Source organism: Methylomonas aurea (genome assembly GCF_024505045.1).
Lineage (GTDB): Bacteria > Pseudomonadota > Gammaproteobacteria > Methylococcales > Methylomonadaceae > Methylomonas > Methylomonas aurea.
Genome location: NZ_JANIBM010000045.1, coordinates 16,723 through 28,784, shown reverse-complemented (window position 1 = coordinate 28,784; position 12,062 = coordinate 16,723). Strand labels below are relative to the sequence as shown.

At 56.7% G+C, this 12,062-nt stretch carries 13 protein-coding genes; 8 read left to right on the top strand and 5 right to left on the bottom strand.

All coding sequences use genetic code 11. From position 1 onward, the window contains the following. From NP603_RS19865 to NP603_RS19855, 3 genes are all read left to right on the top strand, one after another. A partial coding sequence (locus NP603_RS19865) for a (Fe-S)-binding protein (RefSeq protein WP_256612594.1) occupies positions 1 to 770 on the top strand: 770 nt, incomplete at its 5' end. A gap of 105 nt (positions 771 to 875) precedes the next feature. After that, positions 876 to 1,889: a tryptophan--tRNA ligase gene (locus NP603_RS19860; protein WP_256612593.1), complete on the top strand. Its 1,014-nt coding sequence runs from the start codon at positions 876 to 878 to the stop codon at positions 1,887 to 1,889. A gap of 63 nt (positions 1,890 to 1,952) precedes the next feature. Continuing rightward, positions 1,953 to 2,702: a YdcF family protein gene (locus NP603_RS19855; RefSeq protein ID WP_256612592.1), complete on the top strand. Its 750-nt coding sequence runs from the start codon at positions 1,953 to 1,955 to the stop codon at positions 2,700 to 2,702. Positions 2,703 to 2,776: 74 nt separating this feature from the next. On the opposite strand, the gene NP603_RS19850 is transcribed toward NP603_RS19855, so the two are convergent. From NP603_RS19850 to NP603_RS19835, 4 genes are all read right to left on the bottom strand, one after another. Continuing rightward, the gene (locus NP603_RS19850) at positions 2,777 to 3,100 is read right to left on the bottom strand and encodes a hypothetical protein (protein ID WP_256612591.1); all 324 of its coding nucleotides are present in this window, start codon (positions 3,098 to 3,100) and stop codon (positions 2,777 to 2,779) included. Positions 3,101 to 3,325: 225 nt separating this feature from the next. After that, on the bottom strand, positions 3,326 to 4,207 hold the full coding sequence (locus NP603_RS19845; protein WP_256612590.1) for a toll/interleukin-1 receptor domain-containing protein: 882 nt from the start codon (positions 4,205 to 4,207) through the stop codon (positions 3,326 to 3,328). Positions 4,208 to 4,465: 258 nt separating this feature from the next. Continuing rightward, a complete protein-coding gene (locus tag NP603_RS19840) occupies positions 4,466 to 4,597 on the bottom strand; it encodes a hypothetical protein (RefSeq protein ID WP_256612589.1) in 132 nt (43 codons plus the stop codon). Between the two features lie 258 nt (positions 4,598 to 4,855). Next, positions 4,856 to 5,479, bottom strand: a complete 624-nt coding sequence (locus tag NP603_RS19835) for a PEP-CTERM sorting domain-containing protein (RefSeq protein ID WP_256612588.1) — start codon at positions 5,477 to 5,479, stop codon at positions 4,856 to 4,858. Between the two features lie 682 nt (positions 5,480 to 6,161). Here NP603_RS19835 and NP603_RS19830 point away from each other — a divergent pair. The 5 genes from NP603_RS19830 to NP603_RS19810 all read left to right on the top strand — a co-directional run bounded on the left by NP603_RS19830 (position 6,162) and on the right by NP603_RS19810 (position 11,282). Beyond that, complete coding sequence (locus NP603_RS19830) at positions 6,162 to 6,617, top strand: GNAT family N-acetyltransferase (RefSeq protein ID WP_256612587.1); 456 nt, start codon at positions 6,162 to 6,164, stop codon at positions 6,615 to 6,617. A gap of 45 nt (positions 6,618 to 6,662) precedes the next feature. Continuing rightward, entirely contained in the window at positions 6,663 to 7,400 is a 738-nt protein-coding gene (locus tag NP603_RS19825) for a CPBP family glutamic-type intramembrane protease (protein WP_256612586.1), read from the top strand. A 243-nt stretch (positions 7,401 to 7,643) separates the two neighbouring features. Further along, on the top strand, positions 7,644 to 9,182 hold the full coding sequence (locus tag NP603_RS19820) for a multicopper oxidase family protein (RefSeq protein WP_256612585.1): 1,539 nt from the start codon (positions 7,644 to 7,646) through the stop codon (positions 9,180 to 9,182). A 355-nt stretch (positions 9,183 to 9,537) separates the two neighbouring features. Then, a complete protein-coding gene (locus NP603_RS19815; RefSeq protein WP_256612584.1) occupies positions 9,538 to 9,891 on the top strand; it encodes a c-type cytochrome in 354 nt (117 codons plus the stop codon). Positions 9,892 to 9,893: 2 nt separating this feature from the next. Further along, a complete protein-coding gene (locus NP603_RS19810; protein ID WP_256612583.1) occupies positions 9,894 to 11,282 on the top strand; it encodes an FAD-dependent oxidoreductase in 1,389 nt (462 codons plus the stop codon). Positions 11,283 to 11,471: 189 nt separating this feature from the next. Here the strand turns inward: NP603_RS19810 and NP603_RS19805 are convergent, their stop codons facing one another. Further along, positions 11,472 to 12,062 carry a hypothetical protein gene (locus tag NP603_RS19805; RefSeq protein WP_256612582.1) on the bottom strand — a complete coding sequence of 197 codons (591 nt, stop codon included), beginning with the start codon at positions 12,060 to 12,062 and terminating at the stop codon, positions 11,472 to 11,474.

Sequence of the window (12,062 nt, the reverse complement as noted above, 5' to 3'; positions counted from 1 at the left end):
AGCGCCTAGTCTGCGAGCCGGCGCTCGGCGGTTTAGCCGGAGTTTTTCCTGTGAGTAAACGCGCCCGCCAACGCGGCCGCGTCGCGTTGTTTACCGGTTGTCTGGCCGAACATTTCGACCGCGCCACGCTGCGGGCTGCGATCAAATTATTGAATGCGGTCGGCTACGAGGTGGTGGTGCCGGAAGGGCAGGGCTGCTGCGGCGCGATCCATCAGCATAACGGCCGTCCCGCCGAAACGTTGGTCGAAAACAATATCGCCGCGTTTTACGAGCTGGAAGTCGAGGCGGTGGTGTATCTGGCCAGCGGGTGCGGGGCGATGTTAACCGAATACCGGGGGACGGATAGTGAAACCTCCGGCTGGTTCACCCGCAGTTTGCGCGACATCAACGAGTTTTTGCTGGAACATTGGCCGGACCAGCTGCAGCCGGCGGCGTCCAACCTGAATATCGCGGTACACGAGCCGTGCAGCCAGCGTAACGTCTTGAAAAACGCCAAGGCGGTTTATGCCTTGTTGGCGAAAATCCCAGGCGTTAATATCGAAGCCTTGCCGGACAACCACACCTGCTGCGGTGCCGGCGGCAGTTACATGTTGAGCCATCCGGAAAATGCAGGGCAATTGAAAATGCTGAAGCGCCAGGCCATCGCCGGTTGCGGCGCCGATATCGCCGTCAGCACCAATTTCGGCTGCGCGTTTTTTCTGAACGCCGAGCGCGGCGAAACCGACCGCAAACTGATGCATCCAATTCGGCTGCTGGCCGACCGGATCTGACCAACCGCGGCCGCGCCGGCCCGGCCATCGGCGTCGAGCCTGACTATCCCCGGCGATTTGTGTAAAATCGCGCCACTTTTTCATTTCGATAGCGCAGGCAGCAGCATGACTAAATCCATCGTTCTTACCGGCATCACCACCACCGGCACGCCGCATTTGGGCAATTACGCCGGGGCCATCCGGCCGGCGATCAAGGCCAGCAAAGACGAACAGGTCCGGCCGTTTTATTTCCTGGCCGATTACCATGCGCTGATCAAATGCAACGAGCCGGCCCGGGTCAAGCAATCCAGCCTGGAAATCGCCGCCACCTGGCTGGCGCTGGGGCTGGATACCTCGAATGCGGTGTTTTACCGCCAATCCGACGTGCCGGAAATTCTGGAACTGACCTGGATGCTGACCTGCGTCACCGCCAAGGGCTTGATGAACCGGGCTCACGCTTACAAAGCCGCCGTGGCCGAGAACGAGGAAGCCGAAGGCACCGATCCGGACAAGGGCATCACGATGGGCCTGTTCAGCTATCCGATTCTGATGGCCGCCGATATTTTGATGTTCAATGCCAACAAGGTGCCGGTCGGCAAGGACCAAATCCAGCACATCGAAATGGCCCGCGACATCGCCGCCCGCTTTAACCATATCTACGGCGAACATTTCGCGTTGCCGGAAGCGGTGCTGGAAGAAAACGCCGCGACCTTGCTGGGTCTGGACGGCCGCAAAATGAGCAAGAGCTACAACAATACGATTCCGTTGTTCGAGCCGGAAAAGAAACTGCGCAAATTGATCAACAAGATCAAAACCAACTCGCTGGAACCGGGCGAACCGAAAGATCCGGAAGGCTGCACGCTGTTCGGTATTTACCAGGCCTTTGCCAACCACCACGAAGTGGACGCGATTCGTCAGCGCTATGCCGAAGGCATCGGCTGGGGCGAGATGAAACAGGTATTGTTCGAGAAAATCAACGACGAAATCGCCCCGGCCCGCGAGCGTTACGAAGCCTTAATAGCGGCGCCGGAACATATCGAACAGCAATTGCAGGAAGGCGCCGAAAAAGCCCGCGCCATCAGCCGGCCGTTCATTCAGCAATTGCGGGCAGCGGTCGGCATTTCCGGCTTGGCCGGCTAGGCAGCTTTGCCCGGCGGTTTGCGGTTTAACCCGGCGCAACCGGCCTAGGCTAGGATAGCCGTCATGCTGGTTTACGCGCTGCAGTCGCTGTTGTTGCCGCCGGTTTTACTGCTGGTTTTGGCGCTGGTCGGGGTCCTGGCCGGCAAACGCAAATGGGGGCGGAGCATGGCGCTGACGAGTTTGGTTTTGCTGTGGTTGCTGAGTCTGCCCATCGTCGTCAACCGTTTGGCGCAGTGGTGGGAGCGGGTGCCGCCGCTGCCGGCCGCAGCGGCCGCAACCTTCAAACCCGGCGCGCTGGTCGTTATCGGCGGCGGCCTGCAATTCGACACGCCGGAATATCCCGGCCAAATCACCTTACATCCGCGCAATCTGCTGCGTCTGCGCTATGCCGCCAAACTGGCCTGGGAACTGGGCTTGCCGGTATTGGTTTCCGGCGGCGGCGCGCTGGCGGCGGACGATGTGGCCGAAGCCGACCTGATGGCGGCGATATTGGACCAGGAATTCAAAACCCCGGTGGCCTGGCAGGAGCGCGATAGCCGCAACACCGCCGAAAACGCCCGCTTCAGCCGGGACTTGCTGAGCCAATACGGTATAAACGACATCGTGCTGGTAACGCAGGCCTACCACATGCCGCGGGCGTTGATGGCGTTTCGCCAAGCCGGCTTTAACGTCTTGCCGGCACCGACCGCCTTCATCGGCCGCAACGGCGACCCGCGTTTCGCGGACTGGCTGCCGTCACCGTCGGCCTGGGCCAACCTTTTCCTGCTGGCGCACGAAGCGGTTGGGATGGTTTGGTATCGGATTCGGTATTGATGGGGAGACGAACAATGAAGATGATGGGTATTAGCCATCATCATAAAGGTCGTAGCCAGTGAGAGGCTTGGTGATCAACGCGGGTGGAGGTCGAAACGATCAATAACAAGAAGCTCGCAATCCTCAAAAGCATCCTGGTGAATGTCATAAGAGACATGATGACCCAATGTGTAGGGGAAGCGGGTCCCCTTACGAGGGCCAAGCGCACCCATCTTTAAAATCCGTCCATTATCTTTGTGTGCCCAAACATAGTTGCCGGCTGCGCAAGCCAGGGCGATGGCCGCATAAACCTTCTCTGCTTGTTCGTGGAGACGGGCAACATAGACAGCGTGACTAGCTTCGCTTGCATCTCTTCGTCTGCGCAGTTCCTCTTGTAGTTCGTTTAGTTCGTTATTCATATGAGCTCCGTTTGCTCAGTTTCCTGGTTCCCAGGCTTCTGCGTGGGAACGCATACCAGCCTTAAAGCAGTATCGGTTCCCACGGGGGACCGTGGGAATCAGGAATTATGCTTTTTGATGTCTGGTGAAGATACACAGCGACCCCCTAACGCAAGGCTTAGCGGCGGAGCGGTAGCGGAGTCCGCTGGAGCGTTGAGTTCGACGAATTTGATTTAACCTTCACCATCATTCTGTGTTTTTAGCATAGCGCTGATAATTTTCTCGCATTTTAGTTTCTGCTTCTTCTTTTGTTCGCCCATGAGAAGCGCTTAATTCAAATAGCCGAGCCATCTCTGTTTTTGCAACTGCAAAACACGCCCATTGCCAATGCGATTTATCGGGGGTGTTGTAAAAACGTAATTCATATTCATCAAACTTAGGAAACCTTGGATCAGTCGAGCATAGTCGTTCTATAGAACTACCAAAAACTTGATAGCCGCACTCAAATATCTCACGAACACCCCAGTGCTTTTGTTCATCGTCAAACGGAGCGTCCAAGCGAGTTTGTAACGATGCGCCACAATAGGGACATTGGTACTCTGAAAGCTCTTCTTTAATTCGATCAAACTCTTGTTGCAGATCGCGCAGAGCCTCCCTGGAGGCAATGCGTTCAATTTCTGCTCTTGGATGAGTTGCGTAAAGATCGGGTCGAACTTCACGAAAAACTTGGATTGCTATGTCTTGAGCCGTTTGTCCTTCAGTATTCAACGCTAACTTGTCCGCCAGGGTGGGGCTAAATTGCACAACCTGCTGACGGTTTACCCCGTGCCAAATTGGAAGGATTACTCTGTCTTCGTCAATTTCTCGGCTAATGAGGCCATTTAGTTCATATTCAGGCCATTTTTTCTTGATGAAATGCTGACTTATAACAATGAGCCCAAACTGGCATGAGGCTAGACCTTTGTCAATTGACTTACGTAAACTGTTACCTAAACGCAATGTAAATTCGTCGTACCATACTGAGACACCGAGATTTTGAAGAGTGATCGCCAGTGGGCGAACGAACAAATCTTTATCTTCGGTGGCATGGGAAATAAACACATCCCAGGATTTTATATCTTTGTGCATCGCATTCTCAGGGTCAAACTAGTAATTAAGTGGTTTCCGTATATCAACAAGCTAATGTCCATTTGCTCGACAACGGCTTGGTCAGCATCGGATTTTCCTATCTGTATATATTCGTCGACTAGAAACGATGTTCGGGAATAGCCATAGCGCCGCCATTCAACCACGTCGCCGGGCTGACCGCAACGGGACTCGCCGGCAACCGAAATAGTTAACGCGGCCCGATTATTCCCGCCGCGTTGTACCCGCTAGCGCACGGCGTCAACGATAGCCGAAAAACTCCCGGCGCATGTCGCCGGTCTGCCGTTCGTGGAAGTATAGGTCTTGGCGGCGGCGATGGTAGCGGCGGTCCAGGTCCCGCAGTTCGCTGCGCAGTCGGTCGCGATTGCTCACGTCCACGCTTCTGCGTGGAAATGAATACCAGCTTTCATGCAGTATGGGTTGCCACGGAGGACTGGGGGCATCAGGACAATCGGCTTTACCCGATTGGGGATATTACGTTGATGGGCTGGCTACCAGAAAACCGGCGCTGTGCTGTTTTATAGTACAGCGTCCAGCGAACCGTTTTTCCGGTAACGTGTTGGGGCTGCCCTGAATCGATTGGATATCTGAATTTTAGAGCGGCCGAATTGTCTTCGATATCGGATTACTCTATTTTGCCCGCTTACGAGTCAGTCCGAATCCGGCGAGAGCGGTTCCGAACAACCATATTGCACCCGGTACCGGAACGGCTGCAACGCTGAAGCTAATGTTATTGATACCGTTGTCCCAATCGGTGCCCAATATGATGTTTAGAGAGCGGGCGGTTACATTGGGATTGAACGTATAGGGGCTATTGCCGGGCACGTTGAAGGGAGCGTAGTCCACCAGGACGTTGGAAAAATTGTTGCCGTCTACCACTCTCAAATCGGAGGCTAAACGGGTGAAATTGCCTGGACCGGGATAGGCGCCGACGTCGAAGCTTTCCAGCGTTACGGCTTGGTTCGGATTTACGGCAGTCAGGGTAATGCTCAATAGCAGTCCGTTTGAATGGGCAAATGCCGCTGTAGTCAGGTTGGCGTAACCGGCATTCCACAGCAACACATCCGAATACGCCACAGAACCGTCGGCATTCAAGCTTGAATAAGAAACCGTCACGTCGGCGGTGGAGCCGTAACCGGCGGGAACCGGGGCATAGTTGCCGAAGGGTTGCAGCGAATCGAAATTGATCAGAGCCGCCTGAGCATCGAACGCCGCGACAGCCAATAAAGCCAGATAAAACTTTTTGGATAACATCTGAAAACACTCCTAAAAAATTTAAATAAACTCCTAGCAAGCATTCGTTACCGGAACTTGATCCGGTCCTGCCTCTAGTTGAATGCAAATAAGCAAACAGCGTTCCATTTTTCTTGTTTTGATTTGGCTTTTATATTTCAAATGGTTATGTGTCTTTAGTTGGGCGATGTTTCTCTGAAGTTTATACGGCCGGCTGCGGGTGTAAAAAATACCGACACCGAGTCAGTCGGAGCAAACGCAAACTTCGCCGGGCTAAAGTCGTTAAATGTTGGCGATGTTTACGGCTCCCGCCCGACTAGCGATAGCCGAAAAACTCCCGGCGCATGTCGTCGAGTTGCCGTTCGTGGAAGTACAGGTCTTGGCGGCGGTTAAGGCCTTGGTTGAATGCGTTGTCCAGCCGGCAGTAATCTCGCTGGCCTCGTTCGCGGTCGGCAAAATAGCCCGGTGGTCGATGGCAATGCCGCACTCGCGGCTGGCGTCGGTGAATGGTAAAAATTCAAACTCTGGCTTTCTCCGCTAACGGACTTTGGTTATATTGCTTCTCGGCATGCCGCAACACATGCAATGACCGAGCAGGTGCACGGTGAGGTGATTCTCGAACGATCGGGATTACCAATCCAACAGTAGGCCGCGTTATCTGCAGGCACTGTCCAATCCCCCGATATTTTGATTTTGGAACAAAATGAGCCCGATTACCGTCCGCCAAGCCGTGTTGTCCGATCTGGAGGCATTGGCGCCTCTGTTTGACGCCTACCGTCAATTTTACGGTCAACCCTGCGATCTTGTTGCGGCCAGGGCGTTTTTGGCGGCGCGTTTCGATCATGGCGAATCGGTCGTGTTCATCGCTCTTCAAAACGGGGCGGCCGTCGGCTTTACCCAGCTTTACCCGAGTTTTTCCTCGATAGGCCTGACGCGGAGCTTTGTTTTGAACGATCTTTTCGTGGTGCAGTCGGCGCGCAGACAAGGCGTAGCTGCCAATTTGCTGTCGGCGGCGATCGACTATGCCAGAACTCTGGGCGCGTCCGGCCTTGAACTGGCCACCGCTGTCGATAACCATGCCGCACAAGCGCTTTACCAAGCCGAAGGCTGGCTGCGCGACGAGCATTACCTGGTCTACCGTTATGCGCTGCAACCCTGATTTCCGGGCGGGGCGGCGTCTGGCCTGTCGCAGCGGTTGGAACTAATGGCGGTGAATTGGAAGTTGGCGCTGGCAATGCTGGCGCTGGCCGTGCCGGGCGCGATCGCCAGCGCTTGGCTGGCATTGCCGCAGTTGCTTGCGGGGCGGCCCCTGCCGCTACCGCTGGCGACCCTGCAAATCGCGGCCGCCGGCCAAACTGTCCTGATCGCACTGGCGGCCGCCGGTATCGGCACCTCCTTGGGCGCCAGGGTGGGCTTGCAAGCTCCGGTTATCTCGGCGCTGCTGAACGGCGATAAGCCGTGGCCGGCATGGCGCGCGCAATGGTTAGCCAGTGCCTTGGGCGGGCTGGTCGGCGGTGCGGTCATCGTCGGGTTTTATCTATGCGCTCCGGCCGAACTCGCACCGCTACACAGTGCGGCAACCATCCCGCTGACAGTGCGTCTCCTATACGGCGGCATTACCGAAGAAATTTTGCTCAGGTGGGGGCTGATGAGCGGTCTGGCTTGGGCCGGTTGGCGCCTGTTGCAGGGCGGCACAGGTCGGCCGGCGGCGATTGTAATCTGGGCTGCCATCGCTTTGAGCGCGTTGGTATTCGGCATATCTCATCTTCCCGCGGCGTTGGCGGCGCTGGGGACGGCTTCCGGCAGCGCTATCGCCTACATCGTCGCCGGTAACGCGCTGTTCGGCATGCTCGCCGGCTATCTGTTTTGGCGTTACGGGCTTGAAGCCGCCATCGCCGCGCATGTCCTCGCCCATGTGCTGGCCCAGCTAGTGCGGGGTTAGCCGATCGCACATAGGACCCTATTCCGAGTTTCCTCTCAGCTTGTTGCGGCATATCGCCAAAAGGCGTTTGCCGAATTAGGGCATATGCCGTAATCGCTCCTGTTCCGGCAGACTGGGGCGGCGCGTTATTTCTCCGTGTGGTTCGGGATTTTTTCCCTTGGCCCGCTAATTGCGCTGGTTCGTTGTCGGAAATTGCCGGCCTCGGGCCGGCGGCCGATAGCCAATAACACTAACGGAGACAACATGAAACAACTTTCAAGAACCCGCCTAGCGATCGTGACAGCGGGAGCGGTGGCCGCGCTGTTTGCCTCGAACGGCATGGCCATGGGCATGGGCGGTTGCATGATGGGCTGCACCTCGGGTACCACCGTCATCGATCCGCCGCGCGGCGCCGCATTTCAGGACCCGCCGGTCATGGCCAATCTGTCCGCCACGCCGGGCATCGTTGAAGTCAATCTGGAAGCCAAGCTGGCGCCGATCAATATCAACGGCAGCGTCGCCAACCTGCAGACATACAACGGCACTTATCCGGCGCCGACCATCAAGCTCAAACAAGGCGATTTGCTGAAAGTGCATTTCAAAAACTCGCTGCCGGACGCCGGCAACAACCTGATGGGCCAGCCGCGTGCGGATACCAATCTGCATACTCATGGCTTCCATGTTTCGCCGGAAGGCAACTCCGACAACGTCATGCTGCATTTCAGCCGCAACCAGACCTTCGATTACCAATACGATTTGGCCTTGCATCCCGGCGGTAACCTGAACTGGTATCACCCGCACGCCCACGGCAATGCCGCCGAACAGGTTTGGGCCGGCCAGGCCGGCGCGATCGATGTCGACGACGAAACCACGGTGCTGTCCGGTTACGAAACCCACATTATGGTGCTGAAGGACATCAGCCTCAGCGGCGGCGCGCCGGCCGCACATACCGATAGCGACTTCATGAACGGCAAGGAAGGTAACGTCATGATGGTCAACGGCAAGGTCAACCCGGTGCTGGCCATGCGTCCGGGCCAGGTCCAGCGCTGGAAAATCGTCAACGCCAGCAACGCCCGTTTTTACAAACTCAAGCTGGCTGGCCACAACCTGAACGTGGTCGGTACCGATGGCGGTTTGCTGGACAAACCTTACGCGCAAAGTACGGTTTTGCTTTCGCCGGGCGAGCGTATCGATGTTCTGGTCAAAGCCTCGACTACCAAGGCTTATTACAAATTGACCGCCGAGCCCTACAATCGCGGCGCCGGCGCTTCGGCCAGCCAACAAATCACGCTGTTGACCGCCAACGTCACCGGTACCAGTCTCAGCCAAAGCCTGCCAACCTCGGTGAATCCGGGTGCGGTACGGATGGCGGTACCGGCCGGCGCGGTACAGCGTAGTCTGACCTTGTCGATGGGTATGATGGGGATGATGGGCGGCGGCATGGGTATGGCAACCATCAATGGCATTGCCTTCTCGGAAACTAATGGCGCGATCGATGCCTACACCATCCCGTCGCTGTTGAATACCTACGAAGTCTGGACCATTTACAACAACAGCATGATGGACCATCCGTTTCATCAGCATGTCAACCATGCTCAGGTGCTTTCCATCAGCGGCGGCGACTCGACTTATGCCAGCTTCTACACCACCAAGCCGGCCTGGAAGGACACCGTCATCGTGCCGCGCATGGGCAGCATAAAATTGCTGGTACCGGTCAAGGACTTTACCGGTATGACCATGTTTCACTGCCACATTCTGGAGCACGAGGACATGGGCATGATGGGGGTTTGGGATATTCGCTAACTAACCCTCAGCGGTTTGCGGCGGATTTTGGTTCAGTTTGGCCGAGCCGGAACCGCCGGCCGCGATCCGTCTATCCCGCCGGACTTGCGAAATGCCAATGTCCGTTTGCCCTTGTGCCGATTAGGCATTGCTCTGGCGAGAGGCTGTTGGCGTATCGACAAGGCACTCCCGAGCGCAACCGAAGCGCTCAGTGCGAACGGTCAAAACAGTTAAGGGCCTGGCCGGTCGTCGCTGGTCTGTTTTTCACCAGATTTTAATCTTGAATTCAAGTTGGATTCATCTTTGCGGCTTATTGTATTAGAGCTTCATTATTAAATAATGTAGCAATACTCTGCACCAGGAGATGAGGAGAACAATGATGAACAAAAGCGTGTTGTTACTGTTGCTGGCGATTGCGGCAACAGAGGTTGCCGCTGCGCTGCCGGCGGATTGTAGCGTGACCGACGCCAACGGCGTGCGACGGGTCATGCAGCCGAACGGCGAATTGCTGGCGGCGCAGTGTTACCAATGTCACGGTGACCAAGGGCGGTCGTTAGGCGAAATCGATTCTATCGGCGGCAAGTCGGCCGGCGATTTATACGGAGATTTGCGGGAATTCAAGAGCAACGGCAAGGCAGACATCATGAGTCTGCAGGCCCGCGCTTACCGCGATTGCGAGTTGTATGCGATCGCCCAATACCTGTCGACTTTGCCAAATCAAGGGGATTAGCCATGGATAGAAGAACGTTTGTCAAAAAATTGGGCCTGGGCACCGTTGCTTCGGCCGCCGTGGCCGGCACGCTGGCTAAAGCCGACAGCGGCAGTGCCGCAGCTACTGCACCGGAGCCGTTCGAAATCGTCGTGGTCGGCGGCGGCTTCGGCGGCGCTTCGGTAGCGAAATACATTGCCTTGTGGGGCGGGGCCGCCGTCAAAGTGACCTTGGTCGACAGCAACGCCGCCCACGTTTCCTGCATCTTGTCGAATCTGGTGTTGAACAACCAGAAAACGCTGGCGAATTTAACCTTCCCGTTAGTCAAAGCCGCTGAAAAATACCAATTTGCCTTCAAACAAGGGGCCGTGGCCGGGATGGGAGCCGAACTCAACGGCAGCCGGTTTATCGCGCTGGCGGACGGCAGCAAGATTTACTTCGACAAACTGGTGCTGTCGCCCGGTATCGATTTCGATTTTCCGCGGGGCATGGTGCAGAACGGCTGGACCGACACCAATACCCCGTTTCCGCATGCCTGGAAAGCGGGCTTGCAAACCAATAATCTGCGCGATCAATTGAAAATGCTGCCGGGCGGCGGCAAAGCCCGGGTGGTGATGACAATCCCGCCCAAGCCCTACCGTTGTCCGCCGGGCCCTTACGAGCGCGCCTGTTTGATCGCGGATTATTTAAAAAACAAAAAAGGCGGCGGCAAACTGTTCGTGTTGGACGCGAATCCGGCGATCCAAGCCGAGCCGGTGAATTTCGGCAAGGCTTTCTCGGGACTGTATAAAGGCATAATCGAGTATCAACCCAATGCCGCGGTCAACGCCGTCAGTGCCGCCGCGGCCTTCAATCCGCGCCTGGCCTTGCCGCAGGACAAAACCATCAACGTCAGTTATACCGGAGCGTTGCCGGCAAACCCGATTGGTTCCGGGCAAAAATTCCATTTGATCAACGTGATTCCGAAACAAAAGGCGGCCGATTTATTGTTCGGAACCGATTTTCGGCATTTGCTGGGCGGAAAGGCCTGGGCCGGCGTCCATATCGATACTTACCAGTCGCTTTACGATAACGATGTCTACGTGATCGGCGACGCCCACGATTCGGTGCAACCCAAAGCCGGCCATATCGCCAACTCCGAGGCCAAAGTCTGCGCCGACGCGCTGTTGCGCCATCTACAGTTAAGGCCGGCAAGAGTGATGCCGGACGAAGCGCCGGTCACCAATTCCGCCTGTTTCAGTCCGATCACGGCCAGCACGGCGTCGTTTTTGACCGCCGGTTACCGTTATAACCCGGCGCTGGATACGATGGAAAAAATCGCCGCTGCCTCCGGCGAAGCCGAGCAGATCAACTCCGACAATTACAAAATGATGTTGGCGTGGGCCAATAACCTGTTTGCGGAAGTATTCTGATTAACAGTCGGTAAACCGATCCCGGTTCCTCGCTGGTCTAGCCGGGTCTGCCAAAATTGGCAGGCCCGGTTTTTTTTCGATCGCAAAAAGGGCGATGTGAAGACAGGGTTGGAAATGATCTCAAAACGCGTTAAAGCGGCGGCAGGACGCCTTCCGTAGCGCGGCGGCGCTTGAGTGAGGGGTTAGGCGTCACTTCGCACCAGGGCCGGGTTGTAGGCCCGCGTGCAAGGCAGACTGCATGTCATCGGCTAGGCCGGCGACGCCCCGGATGACACCTGGGCCGCCATTCTTCCAGTGCACGACAAACCGGCGCACTTCAGCGGCTGACTGAGGCGAGTATTCAGTAATGCCCAGGACAACTTCGGTTCCGCCTTCAACCAGCGCCAGAGACGACAGGGGCTTGACAATCGGGCCAAGCTCGCGGACCTCAATGCCAACTAGCGAGCCGACCGGCTCGCGTGTGTTGCCAAGCGCCGCTTGGACTGTCGCCGGTGCCAGCGCCTGCACTCTGCGGAGCTCAGTGCGGGCGAAACAGCCCGATTGAGCAAAGAACTGGTTCAGACCGGAGGTGGCGGCTTCCTCGCGCGCGGTCCGGTCCTTTTGATCGGGACGCCAGTGAGGCGCCCACAGGACGAGCGCGTTGGTCGAGGAAGTGCAGACAGGAGCCTGTGGCGTGGGCTGCAAAGTGACGCTTGTGCTGGCGCACCCGACAATTAGAGCGCAAGCCGCGAGGGTAGCGAATCGCAGTGCGATGCCGTGCAGGCTCGGGTTGACCGACAT